Raw genomic sequence first — 20,260 nt, 5'->3', positions numbered from 1 at the left:
TGTCGGTAAATCGATATCCTTTCTCGAATCGCTGATATCTCGAAAAAATCGTTGATATATTTTAAGTTATGATAGATATATTTGAAAAATCGTTGATATATTATTAGCTTACTTCCCCTTAAACCCTCGATATAAAGCAGTCCGTAATTCTTGTTTGTATTCTTCAATTTCTGGCATTTCGAGTTCTTCTGCTAGTCTGATAGCTAATTCAATATCATACGGTACTCGTACAAGTTGAATAGAAAAGCTCGCTGCTTCTTTTTCATTGTAAGTTCCTTCAAATATTAAATAGGAAGCTTGTGTTATTTCAAGTGGGTTTCCTACGCTACCGGCATTACATAACGTTTTCCCTCTGAAATTTTGAACGAATGCTTGGTGAACGTCACCGTAACAAACGACATCTGGTTTTCTTTCCCCTTCTATATTTTCCGTCAGATCACTATTTTCGAACATACTAATACGTTCTTCTCTTGAAGCGTGTGGTTGAATTCTTTCATATAAACTTCTCGGTGAAGCGTGAAACATACGAATGAATTTCCCACTCATATAAAACTCGATTGAAAATGGTAAGTTTCTTAAATAGTCATTTTGTTCTTCCGATAATTGTTTTTGATGCCATTTCAATGCTTCAAATTCAGTCGGCTTTGTAATAAAATCATCCCAGTTTCCCATTACGACTACTTCACATTCTTTACGAATGATTTCAATTGCTTCACTGGAATGAGGTCCTTTTCCTACTAAATCTCCAAGGCAAATAATGCGCTCGATTCCTCTTAATTTAATATCATTCAACACGGATTCTAATGCTTGAATATTACCGTGAATATCTGAAATTACTGCTATTTTATCCATATAAATTACTCCTTTATTTATTAAATTCGCTTGATTGATACCATTTTGGAATATAAGATGAAAAATGATTATGATCTTCTAAAATTCCATTTAATCTTTCCTTCATATCATCTACTAAATGCGGTGTACTTCGATTCGTCCAAACGATATCCGCTGGGAATGTCATCGCGACGTACAATGTATACAGTTTCCAAAAATGAAGCGATGGTTCGCCTCCGAAATAACCGTGAACTTGTCCAACCGCAAATGGTTTACTTATTCTTATAGTAAAAATCGCTACGTTATAAAAATCGTGTATTGGATCACCAAAATCATATCCACCAAAATCGATAACGATAAATTCCTTATTATGAATCATGCTATTTGCTGGATGGAAGTCATCATGTAAAAATCTTATTGGACGATTTCCCAATAAATCTTTATGATTTTCTACAAAGGTTAATACTGGCTTCAAATCCAGAAAATTCACCTCGTAATCTGTTAGTGCCTCTATGTATCTTTCGTATTTATTCCATCTAGATGTTTCCCATTTATTACTTGCACTTTCTCTTTCAATTGGGTGAATCCTCTTTAATACTTCCCCCGCTTTTCTTCCTGCCTTATACTGTTCTTCCACCGATAACTTCGTTAAACCTTCTTCACCATTTATACCTCGGGTCCATTCAAATACTTGAACACATTTATTTAATTTCTCAATTATTATGAAATGAATTAACTTGGGTGTTGGAATATGTAATGACTCTAATTGTTTCATATACGTATATTCTTCTTGTTTACGTTCAAAATGAACAGCATCACATACTTTTACAAAATAGGTTTCTTGATTCTTTAATTCAATTTTATATTTCTCATCGAATGAAAAGCCTTTTGAAATAACAGTCGCTTTTAACATGCGAGGCCATTCTAGTATTCTCTCTATCTCTCTAAGCATTTCTTCCACAACGTTCACCTCTATTAATATATGTACAAACTCCCTAACACTTCATGCTCTCGTTTATTTCCCCCTTTAAACTCTACTGCAAATGGATATTCGCCATGATTCTTTATGTATTCTTGCACTAGACCTTCTCCAACCGGTTCACAAAACTGTACTTGAATGTCACCAAACGATACACTTTGACACTCAGCATTCCATTTTTCATTTTTCACAACTGAGCTTGTAGATAGTCCCATTACTTCTTTCCATTTCCGTACTGTTTCTCGAACATTTTTTACTGCGTAATGAATCGTTTCAATTTGTTGCACTTTGTTTTTATGTTCAGTAATCGTCCCACTGTTACGTAAATCGTTTCTTCTTTCTTCGTCCGTTTCATTCCACTGTATAAAGAAAGGTAATTTCGGTCCGTTCTCTTCTTGCTTAACGAATAACATTTTCCATTCTAAAAGTCGGCCATCTTTTCTCATACGTTTCCCTTCAAATGGCCCTATCGTATGTAAGCCGTACTTATTAAAGTTAACTGCTAGCTCCTCAATTGCATCTGTTCGGATCGCGATTTGTAGCATTCCTTCTCCATTTTGTAGTTTCACCACTGTTTCTTGTACTAATGGATTTTCTGCTTCTTTCGCTTTTTCTTCATGTTGAACTGCTAAAAATTCTATATATGATAAATCAAAATAACTTAAACTATTCCAAGTACCCCAATTCGTATGCTCTCCGCCTAATACAGTATGAAATCCCAGTTCCTGCATTTGTTTTGCCGCTTCCTCCGGTGTACCATGAACTGTGTGAACGAGATGATCAAATCGTAACATGTCTTTCTCCCCTTTCTCTCCATCCTTTTATTGTATATTTTATTTTTCTTTCATTCAATTCAAAAACTTTAAAACCCAGTTGATTTATACGATTAATATGTATTATAATGAAACAAATTTAATTATTGCTGATTGGAAAAACCAAAGGCACTTTTCTCATACGGGAAAAGTGTCTTTTTCATTTATTATTACAGGGGGATTATTTATGCAGAAATTAATTGTCTTTGCTATTATTGGATTTTTCGCCCAATTGATCGATGGAGCACTCGGAATGGCGTATGGGGTAACGTCTACTTCACTATTATTAATGTTTGGTATTGCACCGGCTGTAGCTTCAGCATCGGTTCATTTAGCTGAAGTCGTTACAACTGCAGCTTCTGGCGCATCTCATATCAAATTTGGAAACGTTGATAAATATACAGTTTCCAGGCTTACATTACCTGGGGCAATCGGCGCATTTGTTGGGGCATGTTTTTTAAGTAATTTGCCTGGAGATATAATCAAACCGTACATTTCCGTATTTTTATTTACTTTAGGGGTTTATATTTTATTACGATTCATCATTCAAAAACAAATTGTCACTTCAAATAAGCGTATGTCTGCCAAACAACTTGTGCCGCTTGGTTTATTCGCTGGATTCGTTGATTCAACTGGTGGCGGTGGTTGGGGGCCGATTACGACACCCGTTCTTCTAGCAAGAGGAAATGAAGCTAGAAAAGTTATTGGATCTGTAGATACGAGTGAATTTCCTGTTTCACTCGCTGCAACAATTGGCTTCTTCATCTCACTTGGCTGGGAACAAGTAAGCTGGGTTTGGGTATTTGCCTTAATGCTCGGCGGTATTGTCGCAGCTCCAATTGCTGCATGGTTAGTCCGCATCGTTCCGCCCCATTTACTTGGCATATTAGTTGGTGGTCTTATTATCTTCACAAATATTCGTACACTGCTTTCTACATTTAAAGTGGATCCAACTATTATTTCACTTTCTTACGTTGCAGTTGGTCTTGTCGTTATTATTTCTATTTTCATTGCTGTTCGAAATCATTCCAATCGTCCTAACGCATCAACGGCTGAGTATCCGAATGATCAGAAGCAAATGCTACCATAACTATAAAAAATACCGCTCAATTTAGAGCGGTATTTTTTATTTTTCTATTTTCCAATTAATCATCGTTTCTGTAGCATTTACTCTCTTCATATGTAACTTTTCTAAAACACGCATCGAACTATAGTTATCTAGGAGTGTCTCCGCAATTATTGTTTCTACCTCTCCTGTTTTGAAAGCCCAATCGATTAGTTCTCTTACAGCTTCTGTTGCATAGCCCTGATTCCAATATTTCTCAATAAATCCATAGCCTATTTCTACTGTTTGATTCTCGTTTGGTTTCCCTTTAAACCCAATATCACCTAAAACGCTATCATCTTCTTTCCGAAGAACATACCACGCCCCCCATGGTAATAAAGCCGCATCTTGTTTTACATTCTCTACATGCCCTACAATATGCGGACCGCTATTATATCCTTGCTCGTTAGCGACTTGAATACTCTCTTCTGTACACGGCACTATATAGAGCCTTTCTGTTTCTAATTTCATTTTGATTTCCCCTTTTTGCTTAAACGTTACTCTGATTATAACAAATAATATGACTTTATCATGAATGTCGAATTATATTTTTCTGAATTTTCTTTTTATTTAGAGGGTTTTTCAATATTTTTTGCGAAACATTTGTATAACAATTTTTTCTTTGCTTATTGCTACATAATAGTAGGTTCGGGTGGAGTTTTGCAAGCGTTTCCTATACAATAACCGATATTTTTTGACTTTTCCTAACAAAATATCTTGCAATATATTCAGAAAGTCATTACAATTGCCATATATTAAAAATCTTAGCAATATATAAATCCTCATCAATCCGATGAGGTAGAGGTTGCGACTTTTAATAGTAAAACGGACGAGACACAGAGAATGTCACCGACTCCGTTTGAAAGGAAAAGTTGCCGAAGTTTATATTTCTTCTCTGGAAATATGAGCTGGGGCTGTCTCCGAAAGGAACAGAACTGTCACGTTTACAAAATTACCGTGTAAACGTGGGGTGCTATCTTAACGGAAGGGTATGATGGGGTGGTTATTTGTGAAACGTTCCGCCAAATTCCTTTGGCGGTTTTTTGTATTTTTCTCCCCCGCTCCTTCCTAACCTACAAGAAAAGGAGTGTTGAACATGAATAGCGCAACAAATCAATCTACCTCTAAAACGCAAACTACACAAGGACAAGGTGAATTAAAACGCGGATTAAAATCGCGTCACCTTACGATGATTTCTCTCGGCGGTACAATTGGTACCGGACTATTTCTTGCCAGCGGTGGTGTCATCCATTCAGCTGGTCCTGGCGGCGCATTAATTGCATACGCCGCAATTGGAATTATGGTTTACTTCTTAATGACAAGCTTAGCTGAACTCGCAGCTTACATGCCTGTTACTGGATCTTTTAGTACGTATGCAACAAAATTTGTTGATCCATCACTTGGCTTTGCACTTGGATGGAACTATTGGTATAACTGGGCGATTACGATCGCTGCTGAACTTGCAGCCGTAACATTAATTATGAAATTTTGGTTCCCAGATACCCCTTCTCTTATTTGGAGCGGATTATGTTTAGCTATTATTTTCCTTTTAAACTATTTATCTGTTAAAGGATTTGGTGAATCTGAATATTGGTTCGCACTTATTAAAGTAGTTACAATTATTATCTTTTTAATTGTCGGCTTTATGATGATTTTCGGAATTATGGGGGGCGAAACTGTTGGATTCAAAAACTTCACTGTTGCAGATGCACCATTTAACGGCGGTATCATGGCAATTATCGGTGTATTTATGGCAGCTGGTTTCTCCTTCCAAGGAACTGAATTATTAGGAGTAGCTGCTGGTGAAACATCTGATCCAGAACGTAATATCCCAAAAGCAATTCGTTCAATCTTTTGGCGTATTCTTTTATTCTATATCCTTGCGATTCTCGTTATCGGTTTATTAATTCCTTATACAACTGAAAGTCTTGCTGCAAGTGATGTAACAGTAAGTCCATTTACACTTATTTTCGAAAAAGCGGGCGTTGCCTTTGCTGCCTCTGTTATGAACGCTGTTATTTTAACGGCAGTACTATCTGCTGGTAACTCTGGTATGTACGCATCAACTCGTATGCTTTGGGATTTAGCTCGCCAAGGAAAAGCACCAAAATTCTTAGGCAAATTAGATAGCCGCGGTGTACCTGTAAACGCATTAATCGTAACGTCAATTGTCGGTAGTATCGCTTTCATTGCTTCTTTATTCGGTGACGGTGTTGTATACATTTGGTTATTAAACGCATCTGGAATGTCTGGCTTTATCGCATGGGTTGGAATAGCAATTAGTCATTACCGTTTCCGTAAAGCATATACCGTACAAGGCAAAGATTTAAAAGACTTACCATATAGAGCAAAATGGTTCCCATTCGGTCCAATCTTCGCATTTACACTTTGTATCATCGTAATTTTAGGACAAAACTACGGCGCATTTATGGGTGAATCAATCGATTGGAACGGCGTACTCGTTTCTTACATCGGTTTACCACTCTTCTTAGTACTATGGTTAGGATATAAATTTACGAAAAAAACAAAAGTGATTCCACTTGATAAATGTGAACTAAAATAAAGTGAAACGAGCAAACAAATTTGTTTGCTCGTTTTTTGTTGCAAACCTCTTTGCTTCCCTATTGCTCCTGTTTTTGCCATAATAGAAGAAATATAATTAAAGGTTGGGATACAATGAACATTCGCATTACTGATGAAGCAAAAGCAGCTATACATAGATTAGAACGTAAAGACAAAAAGATCATTCGCATTAGAGGGACAATGACAAACTCTTGTAGTATTTTCGTTGATGTCGATTTAATTTGGGATACATATAACGCAGATGATGTTGTATATGAAGATGCAGATCTTATCGTACAAATGGATTCATTCACGAAAGACTACACTGGTGATACGGTGAAACTTGATTATAAGACGACAGGTTTTAGTATTACGACTCCGAGTGAGACTTTAGTTTATGGATTGTCGATTAAAAAATAAAAATTGTTTTCATTTGACCACTGAGGTGAAAAAATGGGTAAATATGTTCCGTTAAAATTTTTATTTAACGAAGAATTAGCAGAAAAAATGGCTGATTCTATTTGTAAACACGATCCTACTTTCTCTAAAAGAAACTTTGTATCTTCCGTAACATGTAAAGTTGAAAATTTAGAGTTAAAGCATCGTATTGAAGTAATTGCAGATGAATTACACAATGCTTTACAAAAAGATTTTAATGCAGCCATACATATATTACTGAAAACATTAGGACCAGAAAATACAACAGAAGTAGGCACATTTACATGTATGAAATAACGAAAAGGAATACTGCTGAATATGCCATTCGGCCTTTTCTTCAAACATACCATGAAGACACACTAGACATATTGCAACAGTGGATTCATGACGAAAACAGCCACATTAGAAGATTAGTTTCTGAAGGTACAAGACCAAGGCTTCCTTGGGCTAAAAAAATTGGAGCTCTAAAAGGTGACTTTAAGAACAATTTACAGCTTCTTGAACCTTTAATGAATGACCCTTCTAAATATGTTCAAAAATCTGTAGCCAATCATATGAACGATATTACGAAAGAAGATAAAGAACTCGTTTTTCAGTGGTTACAGCAATTACGTGATAAACAGCATCCTATTAAACCTTGGATTATAAAACATGGGTTAAGAACAATAATAAAAAGTGGTACTTTACCAAAAGATTTTTGTTTTTGAGTATTTTAAACAAAACCGCTTATGCTTCAAAAATGAAACATAAGCGGTTTTCCTTTTGAATACAGAAATAACAAACATAAAAAGCACTTTAAATTTCTTCTTTATATCATTATTTTACTAACTCTTCTATGTTATTACTTTCCTTAATTTTTTCGGATGATAGCCAGAGTGAATAACTTGTTCCATCCTTGTTCCTTAAATATATGTTAAAATCCTTATTATATAGTTCTTCTTTAAGAATAGTGACTACCTTTCTCAAATCATCTATTACATATGGATCATTTCTATATTTTATCTCACTGTCATTGAAAACTAATGTCAATTCATACTCTAGACAATTGCCGTCTTTCGGGTGTGGACAAGTAATATCCTCAATTTCAAAACGATCATTTTGAATTTCATTTAACCTTACGCCTACTTTTGTTTCAGTTTGAACCAAATATGTCCAATAACTGCTTACTGTGTTTTTCATTGTTAAAAGCAGTTCTTCTTTCGTTATAGCTTTTTGCACATTTTGAAAAGGCAAGCCTATAGATTCACCATTATAATCCTCAATTTCAAGTGTTGTTATCTTTCTATTACTCTTCTGAATGAATTGGATTAGAGCATATAAACGATCTAATTCTTTTGATTCAAATTGACTGTAATCAATCTTGTCACTCGTTTTTAAAGTTAATAATAACTTATCCGTTGGTTTCTCCTCTATATCATCATCCACTATATATTGAAAAACATTTTTATTTTCAGGTTCCACGTAACCTAATTTTTTAATTTCTTCTAGCATTGGTTTAAATTTCTTATATTCCTCATATGTTTTTTTTCCGTATTGATATTCATCACCTTTTATTCTTGAATATAAGAAGCCATCTACCTCTACTCTAAATTGAATATTTTTGTTATTTTTTGCTTGAACAGTATGATATGTATGCCCCATATTTCCTTCGTTTATAGCACCCCAATGTGTTACAATCACATCAATTCCGTGCTTTTTTTTCACATATTTTTTCACCTGATCGTCATCTTTATAATTACACCCACTTAAACATAAGAAACATAACAATAGTAACATTACATTTTTCATTCTTTTCATATAGCACCTTGCCCTCTTTTCGCATAAACAAAATATTCCATATATAAAGAATACTAAATCGCTGAATGTTTTCAAAGAATTAAAATATTTTTACACTCGGTATATATATCTATTTCTTTTATTAATGGCTCTAATAAGTTTTAATATTGATAATCGAATATAATAAAAAGAAACCTAAATTTAAGGTTTCCCATTTTTACCAACAATTTAAATTTTAATAGATATTTTTTAGCCAAGTAATAATTCGTAGTACCTGAAACGACTCAAACCAAGTAATGAAAAACAGGACAACAAAGAAAGAGATAAGTGATATGAATTTTAATCTTCCATCTTCACGTCTAGCAATCGCTATAATACTCAGAACCACTCCAATTAAAAAAGAAATATACCCTAATAGGATAATAGGCTCAGAATAGCTATCTATTATCCTATTTAATCCAAATAATAACATTCCAAAAGTCATCAAGGTTATTGAAAATACACTAAATTTTTTCATAATTCAACCTCCAATATAATTTTACTATTTTATGGAGAGAATAATTTTTTTATGCGTATGAATGAACAATTACACTATAAAAGTAGATAACTCAATTTACTTTTTCATTAAACAACTGCCTTCTTTTATACCCTCAAAGGATTTTCACTCAATTAACCCGAATATATAAATAACAATTTTCACAAGGAGTAACTTTATATGAATCTATTCGAACACGAAACATAAAACCGTTCCACTTTAATAAGAGGTCCTCCCTTTTTCTTTTCTCATCATATCATCCATTAAAAAAATAGGAGGACATAATTATGAAACGTGATCCATTATTTTTAACTTTATTAGAAAGTGCAAATACACATTTTAGCGGTTGGGATTTTTCTTTCATTTCAGAAACGGGTCGAATGAAGAGCGAGCCTTTATCGTGGTCGTACGGCAGTACTGCTTTTCAGCTTATGCAACGTGCAGAATCAATGCTCGATATGGGTACTGGCGGCGGAGAGTTTTTATCTATGTTACAACCGTTCCCGTCAACTATATTCGCTACTGAGGGCTACGCTCCAAATGTGCCAATTGCTCGAAAGAAATTAGAGCCTTTAGGGGTTGCCGTTGTAGAAGTGACCGATGATACTGCTTTGCCATTTCAAGATGGTCAATTTAATTTAATTATAAATCAACATGAATCGTATGCTGCTTCTGAGGTAAACAGAATTCTTTCTCCAAGTGGCGTTTTTCTTACACAACAAGTTGGCGGTCTTGATTGCGCGGAACTTAATGAGCAGTTTGGCTCACCACTAAATAGCGAATTTGCAAGTTGGTCTCTCGAAACCGCATGCAGTGAGTTAAAGCAAAATGGATTTACTATCTTAGATGCAAAAGAGGAATTCCCTTTCCAACGCTTTTATGACATTGGCGCTATCGTCTATTATTTAAAAGCGATTCCGTGGCAAATTCCTGATTTTACTGTTGAAAGGTATTGTGAGGAATTATATCGTATACATGAAATCATCTTACAAAAAGGTTATTTTGATGTGAAGCAACATCGTTTTATGATTAAGGCGATTTGTAGCTAACAAAAAGAGGTGGCAAAGCCACCTCCTTTTTGCTCCGTTTACATATGTTCTCTACTCTTTCATAATAAGAAAAGTTATATCATGCATATTACAATTATGACCAATGAATTGTATTTCTGAAACATATAATCACCTCGCATATATGATGAGAGCAAAAACGTGATTTTTCACTTTCCTCTTCTATTGAGAAATGAGTTGTTTTTCATATCGCTTGTTCGCATCATCTTCTGTCAAACATGCAGTTGTGTAATGAATAATATTCCGGTTATCATACGTAAACATATGTTCTAACTTATTTTCTTCTGTTAATACTGTCGGTAAGTATTTTGGTAAATTGCTAACTACTCCTCTATTATCACCATCTAATATCCAATCAATTTCTTTCCATTCTAATAGACCTTCAGCCGTACGTAATGGTGTATTCATTTGCATTCCATCTGGCAAATCAGCAACGAACACATACATTCCTTCACTAGCCTGGGGCTCATCTTTACCTTTAAAACCAACAGTCCCTTTATACGTTACACTTGAAAGTTCTATGCCCGTTTCCTCAAATGTTTCTCTAATTATTCCTTCGTATGGCGTTTCATTATCTTCTATTTTTCCTCCAACACCATTCCACATCCCCATATTCGGCTTTTTATTTCTATTTAATAGCAGTATTTTATCGCTTTTTCTAATAAAGCAAATTGTGTATTTGTACATACGATCATTTCCTTTCATTTTCCACATGAGTTATTTGGCTTATTTTCAAGTATCGACGAGTCTAAACATAAATTTTTCATATCATTTAATCCAAAAGGTTTTTTAAAGAAAATAAAGTGAAACTTTAATAAGTGGGGTTTTGCTCCTCTCCCACTTATTCTATTATTTTCATTTTTGAAAAAGGATAATATACAAATTCCACCTTGCCAATTATGTTATCTTCTTCAATATATCCTAAGCCATTTCGACTATCTCTACTTACTTCGCGGTTATCTCCCATTACAAATAACTTATTTGGTGGAATTTTTGTCTTTTGAAAGTTATAAAACACTTGTGTGTTGTTAAATAAATCTTTGTTTGTATATGGTTCTTCTTGCTTTTTATCGTTCACATATACCTTTCCGTTCGTTATGTTAATTACATCACCAGGAAGCCCTATTACACGTTTCACATAATATTTCGATTCATCCGCTTCCTTTATAATGACAATTTCTCCGTGTTGTAAATTAGAAAGACGTACTACTGCTTTATTTACAAATACGTAGTCTTCTTCATATAAAGTCGGCTGCATCGATTCCCCTTCCACCTTACATAAAGTAAAAGAATGGTAGCCTATGACTATCACCAATATAAATAGTATGTACTTTCCCCAGCCTCTCTTAATCTCCTTTTTCATATCCATTCCCACCTTATAAAGCGCTTTTTAACTCAAAAAATATATCACTGCACAATATGTTTCCATGCAGTGATACTATTTTTACTGTGCCTTGTTCGGTTGTTCTACTGGAATTGAATTTGTATTTGATCTATTTGTTTTTAATTCAAAATACGCATCCAAAATCTCTTTACCAATCGCAGAATTAATTCCTGATTTATCATCATTCACCCATGGTACAACAACTGAAAAAGCTACTTCCGGATCAGCATCATATGGTGCATAACCGGCAAGAGTTAAATTATAACATTTTTTTCGGTTGTTGTTCTCATCTCTTCCAATATCACTTTCTCCACCATATACTGTCTCAGCTGTTCCTGTTTTTCCCGCTGGTTTATATGGTAGACCTTTAAACGTTCCGGTACCTGTTCCGTCAGCTTCTTGAAAAACTCTTCTAAATCCTTCTTTTACATGATTAATGTACGAAGTGTCCATATCCACTCTATTTAATACAACTGGTTCAATCGACCGAACGACTTTTCCTACATCCTCTGGTCTATTCGGTTGCTCTCTAACTTCTTGTACAATTTGTGGCTTCATTCGGTAACCGCCATTTGCAATGGTTGAAATATATTGTGCAAGCTGAAGCGGCGTATATGTATCATACTGTCCAATCGCGTAATCAAGTAAAAATCCGGGTATGTTATCAGTTCTACCTACTTGACCAATTGATTCATTTGGCAGGTCAATACCAGTCGACACACCTAGGCCAAATTGTCTAAAATAGTAGCGCATTTTATTAAATGTTTCTTGTTTAATATCTAATGGATTGTTTGGGACATAATTAATGCCTGCCATTTTTAAAGCCGTATTAAACATATAAACGTTCGATGACACTTGCAAAGCTCTTAAATCATCAATATCCCCAAATTCTTTCCACGATTTCTTCGGCTTAGAACTTCTTTTAAAATACATTGGTGCATCAAAGAAATGTGTATACGGCTTAATCGCTTCTGTTTGATATCCAGTTAATAAAGTAGCACCTTTTACAGTTGACCCTAACTCATAAGAACTTGTCATCGTTCCTAATGCATAATCTTCTATTTGCATACCGCCATCTTTATTTACAATTTTCTTTCCTGCCATTGATAAAATTTGACCGTTTTTCGGATTCATCATTACTACGAACGCACGATCCATCATCGGCTCTGCAGCATGAAAGGCTCGTAAATTCTTTTCAAGACTTCCCTCTACTCTTTTCTGTAAATCCATATCGACTGTTAACATCAAGTTATTTCCACTTTTTCCTTCAGTCACTTTTTCTGTGCGAACAATCTTCCCTGCTTTATCCATAATATTTTTAGACTGTTCTTTCGTTCCGTGTAGTGCATCTTCGTATTGTTTTTCGATGTAACTTTTACCAATACGGTCGTTTCGATTATAATCACGAACTAAATAATAATCTAATTGTTCTCTTGGCAACCCTTCATTTTCATTAGAAACGCTACCTAGTATAGAGCGCAGTATTTTATCATTTGGGTATTCACGTTCCCAATCTACTGTTGTATCTACCCCCGGTAAACTTGCCAACCTTTCACTAACGACAGCATATTCATTTTGACTTACATCTTTTTTAACGATTTGCGGCGTCATTTTATATCCCGCATTCATTTTGCTTTTAATGGCTAGTACTTCTAGGTCTTCTTTTGAAAGTTCACTTAATTCTTCTTGTGTAATTCTTTCCCTACGTAACTCTTCAACTTTTTTATCTAATTCTTTCCCTTCTATCTCCTGCTTTCTAAATTTACTCTCATCTTCTTTCGTTACTTTCGCTGCTGCCCGCTTTTCATTTAACTGCATCCAAAAATCCTTTTTATCTGTTTCTGTTAACTTGTCTATGTCCTCTTGCGACATTTCAATTAGCTTAGCTAAACCTCTTGCTACTTGTAAAACTTCTTTCGAGTCTACTCCTCTCATTTTCGTATATGTAACGGTTCGCAATGGTTTATTATTTACAATAACGTGACCTTGCCGATCAAACATTTTCCCTCTAGGAACGGGAGTGCTTACCGTTACATCTTCCTTTTTATTTACTTCATTTCTATACGTTTCTCCATCAATGATTTGTACTTTACCTAATTGAATTATAATAGCTGAAAATAAAAGAAAGACAATAAAAAATAGTACATTTAACCGAAATGGAATATGAGTCTTTTTCTTTTTCGATAGTTTTTTCTGCTCCTTTTTCTGTCTCATTTCGCTCCCTCGCTTCATTCTATTAACATTTCTACGCAAAGTCATTATGTATCAAATTTATTTATATGATATATATAGAATTTTATATTAATTATAAAAGAAATAAAAGATTTAATTTTCAGTTTTTTATTTTTATACCCTATTTATTACCATTCCCTTAATGCACAATAAAATGAATATTATTCTAAAAGAAAAATGGAGCAAATTTATTTTTATACCATTAGTTTACATTTCTTTGTATACTAAAGAAATAAATTCATAAAAGACATTACTTAAGGAGAGAACGAAAATGACAGATTCGTTTATCATACATACTAAAACGCCACATTGTTTAAACTTTATGATCTACATTCAAAATATTTATCTCAATCAAAAAGGAAAAAAAGAAAATTTTCGTTTTCCTTACATAACAAAAACATTACATTTCTCCACTGACTTTAAAATAAATTTCAAAGAATTATGGCTGACTCTTCGTAAGCAAACTGCTAACGACAGATATGATTTACAAATTTTTCATGAAGAAAACCATATCTTCTATGAGAAGCTTTTTAACACCCAATTATGTAATGAAGACTCTTTTAAAGAATTAGTATGTAGTTTTCAAGTATGGTGGACTAGCATAGTAGGTCAACTTTCATTAGAACGTTCTGTAGATGAATATGGGCAACAACTTTTTAACGATTTAGTTTTATACTTAAAGCAAAACGAAATAGAACCTTTACAACAGCTACATATTAGCTTACTTTATGACGATTGTTTATTGGTTAAAGAAAACATTTCTTCCTATTCTGCTATTTTGCCGACTAAAACCTTTTTTATAAATTATAGAGATGTGATTACTACATTATCGACCTGTTTTCATGTTGCTTAATACAGCGATTACCCAAATAAAAAACTGAGGTAGATACCTCAGTTTTTTCGTTAACTTATTTCATTGAAGATAACCCTTCAACAAACTCACCAATCTTATTTTGAAAAACAAAGTCAAAGTTATATTCTTGTCCTGTTAACTCTTCATTTACTAAAATAGTTGTTGCCCCTACTTCTCTCTTTGCGATTTCCGGGAATGAAGCGACAGGTTGTACTTTTAATGACGTTCCCATAACGAGAAGTACATCTGTTTCATATAAACGTTTCATCGCATTTTGATATTGAGGCAGTGTATCTCCGTATAAAACAACGTCTGGATTTAAAATGAAATTACACTTCTCACAGCGCGGCACTTCATGATCAATCATATACTGTAAATCATATCCCGCTTTACACTTCGGACAATGTGCTGTTTGAAGTGTTCCATGTAAATCAATGACATGTTTACTGCCACCTAATTGATGTAAACCGTCAATATTTTGCGTTAAAATCGTAATATCTTTCCCTTGTTCTTCTAGCTCAGCTAAAAAACGATGTCCACGATTTGGTTTATATTGATGGAACGTATTAATTTGAAAGATTTCTTTATAATGCTTCCAAAATTCTTTCGGACTTCGGTTATAGTACCCTCTTGATAAATACATCTCCACATTCGCATCAGCATACAATCCATTTGCTGAACGGAAATCTGGGATACCACTTTCCGTACTTGCACCAGCGCCTGTTAATACTGTAATTTTCTTCGCTTTTTCTAAAATTAAACGTACTTCTTCAAATTGTTGCACAAAAATCACCTCTATGTATTTTCCTATTCTTATTATACCAGTTGTTTACAGGAGGTGTTGTACAATTCATTTTACTTAATGCGTTGCGCCCCCAATCTCTACAATATCTACTTCAACTGTCATCGTTACTTCAATTGCCAATTCTATTCCCTTACTAATAGTAGAAAGTGACATACTCGGTTGCCCTGGATAATTACTCGCTTGTTCTGGTAAAAACGGAATATGAATGAATCCGCCTTTTATTTTCTTATCATGTTTCTCTAATTCATGCATAAGTCCATAGAATAAGTGATTACAAACGAATGTGCCTGCCGTCTGTGAAACAGATGACGGTATGCCCTCTTCGCGAAGTTTTTTTACGATTGCTTTCATCGGAAGTGTAGACCAATACGCAATCGCTCCTTCTTCTACAACCGGTACATCTACTGGCTGATTCCCTTCATTATCAGCAATTCTTGCATCATCAATATTAATTGCGACACGTTCTATCGTAATATCTGGTCTGCCCCCAGCTTGTCCGATACATATAGTAATTTCCGGCCCTAGTTCTTCTATATACTCTTTTAATACGCTTATTGATTTATGAAATACAGTTGGTATTTGTTTGCTTATTATCTTGTATTCTCCAATTGTTTTTTCATGCAAACCTTTTGCTACTTCCCAAGCTGGATTGATATTTTCTCCGCCAAACGGATCAAACCCTGTTAATAATACTGTTTTCATAGTTTTATCCTCCTAATTAAAAACGATATACAAGGCCGTACATAATAAACATATTTATGATAAAAATTGAAAGAGCAATTGGTACTTGCGCTTTAATAACCGCATTTTTATCCTTTAGCTCTAAAAGCATCGCAGGTACGATATTAAAGTTTGCTGCCATTGGCGTAAGCAGTGTTCCGCAATATCCAGCAAACATACCGAGTGCTGCCATAATTGCTGGGTTTCCGCCGTGCATTTGAACTATTAAAGGTAAGCCAATTCCGCCAGTAATAACAGCAAACGCTGCGAATGCATTTCCCATTACGACTGTAAATAGCATCATGCCTAAACAGTACGCCATAACAGCAACGAACGGATACTCTGTCGGTAACACTTGTCCGACTAAATCAGAAACGACTTGTCCAACGCCCGACTTCGCGAAAATACCGCCAAGTGCCGCTAACATTTGTGGTAAAATAACAGCCCAGCCGACAGCTTGTAATAGTCTGCTTCCTTCTTGAACAGGCGTTGTTATTTTCGATTTTGTAATACGCATCGCCGCGACAAATGCGAGTAATGCACCAAGCGCTAATGCAACTAAAGTTACTTTATCTGGATCAACAAGAGAGACATTTCCCCATTTAATTTTCCCTAACGTCAACGTACCGATAATTGTAAAAATAGGAATTAATAGTGCAGGCATAAAAATTTTATTTTTTAATTTCTCAGCATGTTTTACACGTTCTTGTACTGGAACTTCTTTTTCCTCTGATTTTGTCACTTTATTTAGCGAGGCTAAAACGACCATAGCGAGCACGATACAGCCAACGTAAAACGAAGGAATTACATTTCCAAATAAAAATGTAACTGCAAACAATGCCCAAAATAAACTAGAACCGAATCTGTTTGGATGTTCACGATCGAATGCGATACGAACAGCGATAAAAGCAACAATTATCCCTAATACATAATAGATTGTATCCATTGTGATGATGTTCATATTAGATTGCCTCCTTCTCTTCTTTTCCTTCTGCCTTCATTGTTTTCTCTATATATTTATCAAACCTTCTAAATCTAATCCAGCTTACAATAAGTGCAGATATTGCTGTCGGAATGCCCCAAAGTGCCATATCCCATACACCGACATGCATACCTACTGAATCGAAGAATCCTTTCATTAATAAAATAGCACCAGTTGCGATGAAAATATCTTCTCCGAAAAACCAAGCTGTATTTTCCGCAGCAGCTGCGTTTGCTTTAATCTTTTCTCTTAATTTTTCAGGAAGTTTACCGTATTTACCTTGCGCAGCCCCTTCTGCCATCGGTGCAACGAGCGGCCTTACTGTTTGCGCATGCCCACCAATATTAAGCCCTAGTGCTGCTGATGATTCTCTTATCGTAAAATATGACATTAATACTCTTCCAGTTGTTGCTCCTTTTGATTTCGTTATAAGTGCTTCGGCTCTTTCTTTTAAACCGTAACGCTCTAAAATTCCGATTACCGGTAAAGTTAATATAATTGGCATAGACATATATCTATTTTCTATGAAAAATTTACCGAACATGCTGATCACATCATAAAAACTTAATCCTGAAACCATACCAGTAACAATACCTGCAACCATAACTACTAAAAGTGTATTTAATCTAAATAAAAAGCCCACTGCCACTAATAATATCCCGATTAATTTCACCAATTCCAACACTTCCCCTCATTTTTTATTTCGGTGCACATATAGAAATACCATCATGTCCGAATGTTCTGTATATTCTTTCTGCAAATTGCACTGCTTTTTCCCCATCACCGTGTAAACAAATCGTTTGCGCCTGAACTGCTACTTTCTCTCCATTGATCGAATTTACATGGCCTTCTTTCACCATTTGAAGTACTTGCTTTATCGCTTCGTCTTCATCTTTTATAAGCGCATTTTCTTCTGTACGGCTCGTTAATGTACCATCTTGCTTATACGTACGATCCGCAAAAGCCTCTTGTACGAGAGTTACATTGTATTTTTCTGCAGCCTGTATAAACGCCTCGCTATTTGCTAATCCGTAAAGTAATAGACTTGGATTTATATGATAAATTGCCTTTGCGATTGCATCTGCAATTTCCGGATTAGACGCCGCCATATTATATAAGGCACCGTGCGGCTTTACATGATGCATCTTCCCGCCAGCCACTTTTACAAACCCGTCTAATGCGCCGATTTGATATAAAACATAATCGTATACTTCACTTGCTGAAACATTCATGTTTCTTCTACCAAATCCAATTAAATCAGGAAATCCAGGATGCGCCCCTATTGCTACGTTATACTCCAAAGCTTTTTCAACAGTTTGACGCATAATAGACGGATCACCCGCATGAAAACCGCAAGCAACGTTTATAGAGGAAACGAACGGAAGAATTTCATCATCATTCCCCATTTTATAAACTCCAAAACTTTCTCCTAAATCACAGTTTAAATCGATTGTAGTCACAATGTATTCCTCCTAATTCCAGCTTCGTAAAGCGATGAATTTCTTTAATAGATTCATATTTACTTCTTGTTCTATGTACAATTGTTCCGCTTCTTCAAGCGTAATTTTCTCAAAAGAAACATAGTCCCCCGGCTTTAGCTGGGCAAGAAGAGGTAAATCTACTGAAATGATATCTCCCATTCTCGGATAGCCACCTGTCGTTTGCCTATCTGCCATTAATATAATCGGCTGTCCGCCATTAGGAACTTGAATGGTTCCAAATGTAACAGGACTCGATAAAATCTCTTTTTCTTCAATCCTATTTAAAACTTCTCCCTCAACCCTATAGCCCATACGGTCAGCATAATTAGATACCTTATACTCTTTCGTAAAAAATGCCTTTCTACTTTCTTCTGTAAATTGATCGTATTCAAAGTCAGCTATGACACGAAGCTTAGGATGTTTCTTATACTTTGGTAGTACGCTGTTGCTAATTACCCATTTCGTTTTTATTCGCTCATCTTTTTGTAAGTCTTGAATGAAACGATTCGCCATTTCTGAGTACGTACCAATTTGAAAACAATCTCCTTTTTTCAGCATTCTTCCTTCTATACCACCAATCGCAGCACGTATGTACGTACTTTTGCTTCCCATTGTACGCTCAATATGTATACCACCCGCAAAAGTCACATACGCTCTACAACCACTTTTCACTTTTCCAAAACAAAGCATACTACCTTCTTCCGCTAAAATGGGACGCCATAATGGGATACGTTCTCCATTTAACAACGGTTCCATGTCTGCTCCGCCAATCGCAAGTAAAGTCGTTTTCTTTATTAACAATTTAGGTCCCATAATCGTCATTTCGAGTCCCGCTTCATTCTCTTCATTACCAACTAACATATTGATCATCCGAAGTGCACTTTGATCCATCGCCCCGCCAACTGGCACACCGTATTGTTGATAATGAGATCGCCCTAAATCTTGGACTGTTGTAAACATTCCCGCATGCAAAACTTCTACATCCATTCTTTAACCCCCTCAAGTGATACGTACTCTTCCTTCGTTATTGGAATAAATCGTAAATACATACCACTTTGAATATATGTTGGTATTTCTTCTTCCGGATTAAATAATGAAATAGGAGTTCGGCCGATAATATTCCATCCTCCCGGTGTTTCAAGCGGATATATACCTGTTTGATTTCCCCCAATACCTACTGAACCAGGAGAGATTTGTAACCGTGGTGTTTCTTTTCTAGGTGTTTCTAATTCTTTTGATAATCCTCCTAAATACGGGAACCCTGGTGTAAAACCAAGCATATATACAAAATATGTAGTTTCACTATGTATTCGAATCACATCTTCTACTTGTAAACCGTGATAATGCGCGACCTCTTCTAAATCAGGTCCATATTCTTCCCCGTAGCACACTGGTATAGAAATATGTTTCACATCCTGTTTTACTTCTTCTTTATAAGAATCACACAGTTCCTTTATATACTGGCGAACGTAATCATATGACCTTTCACTTCTCTCATTTCTCTTCCATACTTCGTATACATTGTAGTAAACAGCTAATGAAGTAAACGATGGAACACACTCAATCATTCCTGCAAACGGATGTTGCTGCAGTGCTTGAAATAACCGCTGTACTTTCTCATATATATCCATCTTAATTTCTTCACCAAATGTAACAATAATTGCTTGATCCCCTAACGCAGAAAATTTCATCCTACTC

21 protein-coding genes, 2 pseudogenes and 1 riboswitch are annotated in these 20,260 nt (G+C 35.2%); of the genes and pseudogenes, 7 read left to right on the top strand and 16 right to left on the bottom strand.

Annotated elements, in window-relative coordinates; genetic code table 11:
- Positions 1-108 precede the first annotated feature (108 nt).
- The 3 genes from QCI79_RS25290 to QCI79_RS25280 are packed head-to-tail and all read right to left on the bottom strand — an operon-like array spanning position 109 to position 2,604.
- Positions 109-852, bottom strand: coding sequence for a metallophosphoesterase family protein (locus QCI79_RS25290; RefSeq protein ID WP_000357653.1), 744 nt, complete (start codon positions 850-852; stop codon positions 109-111).
- A gap of 13 nt (positions 853-865) precedes the next feature.
- Positions 866-1,792 carry an aminoglycoside phosphotransferase family protein gene (locus tag QCI79_RS25285; protein ID WP_000392080.1) on the bottom strand — a complete coding sequence of 309 codons (927 nt, stop codon included), beginning with the start codon at positions 1,790-1,792 and terminating at the stop codon, positions 866-868.
- A 14-nt stretch (positions 1,793-1,806) separates the two neighbouring features.
- Positions 1,807-2,604: a VOC family protein gene (locus QCI79_RS25280; RefSeq protein ID WP_000943371.1), complete on the bottom strand. Its 798-nt coding sequence runs from the start codon at positions 2,602-2,604 to the stop codon at positions 1,807-1,809.
- 205 nt (positions 2,605-2,809) lie between these two features.
- On the opposite strand from QCI79_RS25280, the gene QCI79_RS25275 reads away from it, so the two are divergent.
- Positions 2,810-3,712 (top strand): sulfite exporter TauE/SafE family protein, encoded by a 903-nt coding sequence (locus QCI79_RS25275; RefSeq protein ID WP_001170734.1) that lies wholly within the window; start codon positions 2,810-2,812, stop codon positions 3,710-3,712.
- Positions 3,713-3,748: 36 nt separating this feature from the next.
- Here QCI79_RS25275 and QCI79_RS25270 read toward each other — a convergent pair whose 3' ends face one another.
- Positions 3,749-4,198 (bottom strand): GNAT family N-acetyltransferase, encoded by a 450-nt coding sequence (locus QCI79_RS25270; RefSeq protein WP_000764631.1) that lies wholly within the window; start codon positions 4,196-4,198, stop codon positions 3,749-3,751.
- 320 nt (positions 4,199-4,518) lie between these two features.
- Positions 4,519-4,711, top strand: a riboswitch (Lysine riboswitch).
- Positions 4,712-4,823: 112 nt separating this feature from the next.
- Between QCI79_RS25270 and QCI79_RS25265 the strand changes: the two genes are divergently transcribed.
- The 3 genes and pseudogenes from QCI79_RS25265 (at position 4,824) to QCI79_RS25255 (ending at position 7,434) form a co-directional block, all read left to right on the top strand.
- Positions 4,824-6,290, top strand: a complete 1,467-nt coding sequence (locus tag QCI79_RS25265; RefSeq protein WP_001083389.1) for an amino acid permease — start codon at positions 4,824-4,826, stop codon at positions 6,288-6,290.
- 113 nt (positions 6,291-6,403) lie between these two features.
- Positions 6,404-6,709, top strand: coding sequence for an iron-sulfur cluster biosynthesis family protein (locus tag QCI79_RS25260; protein WP_001026196.1), 306 nt, complete (start codon positions 6,404-6,406; stop codon positions 6,707-6,709).
- 33 nt (positions 6,710-6,742) lie between these two features.
- Positions 6,743-7,434, top strand: a pseudogene (locus QCI79_RS25255) (DNA alkylation repair protein).
- A gap of 109 nt (positions 7,435-7,543) precedes the next feature.
- Here QCI79_RS25255 and QCI79_RS25250 read toward each other — a convergent pair.
- Both QCI79_RS25250 and QCI79_RS25245 read right to left on the bottom strand, forming a co-directional pair.
- Positions 7,544-8,524 carry a hypothetical protein gene (locus QCI79_RS25250; RefSeq protein WP_000827148.1) on the bottom strand — a complete coding sequence of 327 codons (981 nt, stop codon included), beginning with the start codon at positions 8,522-8,524 and terminating at the stop codon, positions 7,544-7,546.
- A gap of 214 nt (positions 8,525-8,738) precedes the next feature.
- A complete protein-coding gene (locus QCI79_RS25245; protein WP_000714731.1) occupies positions 8,739-9,020 on the bottom strand; it encodes a hypothetical protein in 282 nt (93 codons plus the stop codon).
- 305 nt (positions 9,021-9,325) lie between these two features.
- Here QCI79_RS25245 and QCI79_RS25240 point away from each other — a divergent pair, with 305 nt between their 5' ends.
- Positions 9,326-10,087, top strand: a complete 762-nt coding sequence (locus QCI79_RS25240) for a class I SAM-dependent methyltransferase (RefSeq protein ID WP_000817569.1) — start codon at positions 9,326-9,328, stop codon at positions 10,085-10,087.
- A 180-nt stretch (positions 10,088-10,267) separates the two neighbouring features.
- Here QCI79_RS25240 and QCI79_RS25235 read toward each other — a convergent pair whose 3' ends face one another.
- Complete coding sequence (locus QCI79_RS25235; protein WP_000280182.1) at positions 10,268-10,792, bottom strand: NUDIX hydrolase; 525 nt, start codon at positions 10,790-10,792, stop codon at positions 10,268-10,270.
- Positions 10,793-10,843: 51 nt separating this feature from the next.
- On the opposite strand from QCI79_RS25235, the pseudogene QCI79_RS25230 reads away from it, so the two are divergent.
- Positions 10,844-10,912: pseudogene (locus tag QCI79_RS25230) on the top strand (cephalosporin hydroxylase); the annotation flags it as partial.
- A 34-nt stretch (positions 10,913-10,946) separates the two neighbouring features.
- Here the strand turns inward: QCI79_RS25230 and lepB are convergent.
- Together lepB and QCI79_RS25220 are read right to left on the bottom strand one after the other, a co-directional pair.
- Positions 10,947-11,468, bottom strand: coding sequence for a signal peptidase I (gene lepB, locus QCI79_RS25225; RefSeq protein WP_001986493.1), 522 nt, complete (start codon positions 11,466-11,468; stop codon positions 10,947-10,949).
- A gap of 81 nt (positions 11,469-11,549) precedes the next feature.
- The gene (locus QCI79_RS25220) at positions 11,550-13,703 is read right to left on the bottom strand and encodes a peptidoglycan D,D-transpeptidase FtsI family protein (protein ID WP_021727844.1); all 2,154 of its coding nucleotides are present in this window, start codon (positions 13,701-13,703) and stop codon (positions 11,550-11,552) included.
- A 289-nt stretch (positions 13,704-13,992) separates the two neighbouring features.
- Here QCI79_RS25220 and QCI79_RS25215 point away from each other — a divergent pair, with 289 nt between their 5' ends.
- Positions 13,993-14,574, top strand: coding sequence for a hypothetical protein (locus tag QCI79_RS25215; RefSeq protein WP_000132262.1), 582 nt, complete (start codon positions 13,993-13,995; stop codon positions 14,572-14,574).
- A 55-nt stretch (positions 14,575-14,629) separates the two neighbouring features.
- Here QCI79_RS25215 and QCI79_RS25210 read toward each other — a convergent pair whose 3' ends face one another.
- The 7 genes from QCI79_RS25210 to pxpB all read right to left on the bottom strand — a co-directional run bounded on the left by QCI79_RS25210 (position 14,630) and on the right by pxpB (position 20,253).
- Positions 14,630-15,358 carry an NAD-dependent protein deacylase gene (locus QCI79_RS25210; protein ID WP_001183779.1) on the bottom strand — a complete coding sequence of 243 codons (729 nt, stop codon included), beginning with the start codon at positions 15,356-15,358 and terminating at the stop codon, positions 14,630-14,632.
- Between the two features lie 75 nt (positions 15,359-15,433).
- Positions 15,434-16,081 (bottom strand): pyroglutamyl-peptidase I, encoded by a 648-nt coding sequence (gene pcp, locus QCI79_RS25205; protein WP_000859707.1) that lies wholly within the window; start codon positions 16,079-16,081, stop codon positions 15,434-15,436.
- 16 nt (positions 16,082-16,097) lie between these two features.
- Complete coding sequence (locus QCI79_RS25200) at positions 16,098-17,060, bottom strand: DUF979 domain-containing protein (RefSeq protein WP_001021658.1); 963 nt, start codon at positions 17,058-17,060, stop codon at positions 16,098-16,100.
- Position 17,061: 1 nt separating this feature from the next.
- Positions 17,062-17,757, bottom strand: coding sequence for a DUF969 domain-containing protein (locus QCI79_RS25195; RefSeq protein ID WP_000239809.1), 696 nt, complete (start codon positions 17,755-17,757; stop codon positions 17,062-17,064).
- A gap of 22 nt (positions 17,758-17,779) precedes the next feature.
- Positions 17,780-18,541, bottom strand: coding sequence for a 5-oxoprolinase subunit PxpA (pxpA, locus tag QCI79_RS25190; RefSeq protein WP_000207356.1), 762 nt, complete (start codon positions 18,539-18,541; stop codon positions 17,780-17,782).
- A gap of 12 nt (positions 18,542-18,553) precedes the next feature.
- A complete protein-coding gene (locus tag QCI79_RS25185; protein WP_000382230.1) occupies positions 18,554-19,549 on the bottom strand; it encodes a 5-oxoprolinase subunit C family protein in 996 nt (331 codons plus the stop codon).
- Positions 19,540-20,253, bottom strand: coding sequence for a 5-oxoprolinase subunit PxpB (gene pxpB / locus QCI79_RS25180; protein ID WP_000672265.1), 714 nt, complete (start codon positions 20,251-20,253; stop codon positions 19,540-19,542). The genes QCI79_RS25185 and pxpB overlap by 10 nt, the downstream gene beginning before the upstream one ends.
- Positions 20,254-20,260 lie beyond the last annotated feature (7 nt).

Origin of the sequence: Bacillus cereus group sp. MG1 (assembly GCF_040460035.1) — a bacterium.
GTDB lineage: Bacteria > Bacillota > Bacilli > Bacillales > Bacillaceae_G > Bacillus_A > Bacillus_A cereus.
This window is presented reverse-complemented; position numbering and strand designations above follow the sequence as displayed.

Bases quoted from the DNA above. Each gene is read 5' to 3' on its own strand.
- QCI79_RS25220 (WP_021727844.1), bottom strand. From the start codon at position 13,703: ATGAGACAGAAAAAGGAGCAGAAAAAACTATCGAAAAAGAAAAAGACT.
- QCI79_RS25185 (WP_000382230.1), bottom strand. From the start codon at position 19,549: ATGGATGTAGAAGTTTTGCATGCGGGAATGTTTACAACAGTCCAAGAT.
- QCI79_RS25270 (WP_000764631.1), bottom strand. From the start codon at position 4,198: ATGAAATTAGAAACAGAAAGGCTCTATATAGTGCCGTGTACAGAAGAG.
- QCI79_RS25235 (WP_000280182.1), bottom strand. From the start codon at position 10,792: ATGTACAAATACACAATTTGCTTTATTAGAAAAAGCGATAAAATACTG.
- pcp (WP_000859707.1), bottom strand. From the start codon at position 16,081: ATGAAAACAGTATTATTAACAGGGTTTGATCCGTTTGGCGGAGAAAAT.
- QCI79_RS25245 (WP_000714731.1), bottom strand. From the start codon at position 9,020: ATGAAAAAATTTAGTGTATTTTCAATAACCTTGATGACTTTTGGAATG.
- QCI79_RS25290 (WP_000357653.1), bottom strand. From the start codon at position 852: ATGGATAAAATAGCAGTAATTTCAGATATTCACGGTAATATTCAAGCA.
- QCI79_RS25265 (WP_001083389.1), top strand. From the start codon at position 4,824: ATGAATAGCGCAACAAATCAATCTACCTCTAAAACGCAAACTACACAA.
- QCI79_RS25275 (WP_001170734.1), top strand. From the start codon at position 2,810: ATGCAGAAATTAATTGTCTTTGCTATTATTGGATTTTTCGCCCAATTG.
- QCI79_RS25200 (WP_001021658.1), bottom strand. From the start codon at position 17,060: ATGAACATCATCACAATGGATACAATCTATTATGTATTAGGGATAATT.
- QCI79_RS25280 (WP_000943371.1), bottom strand. From the start codon at position 2,604: ATGTTACGATTTGATCATCTCGTTCACACAGTTCATGGTACACCGGAG.
- lepB (WP_001986493.1), bottom strand. From the start codon at position 11,468: ATGAAAAAGGAGATTAAGAGAGGCTGGGGAAAGTACATACTATTTATA.
- QCI79_RS25240 (WP_000817569.1), top strand. From the start codon at position 9,326: ATGAAACGTGATCCATTATTTTTAACTTTATTAGAAAGTGCAAATACA.
- QCI79_RS25250 (WP_000827148.1), bottom strand. From the start codon at position 8,524: ATGAAAAGAATGAAAAATGTAATGTTACTATTGTTATGTTTCTTATGT.
- QCI79_RS25260 (WP_001026196.1), top strand. From the start codon at position 6,404: ATGAACATTCGCATTACTGATGAAGCAAAAGCAGCTATACATAGATTA.
- QCI79_RS25215 (WP_000132262.1), top strand. From the start codon at position 13,993: ATGACAGATTCGTTTATCATACATACTAAAACGCCACATTGTTTAAAC.
- pxpB (WP_000672265.1), bottom strand. From the start codon at position 20,253: ATGAAATTTTCTGCGTTAGGGGATCAAGCAATTATTGTTACATTTGGT.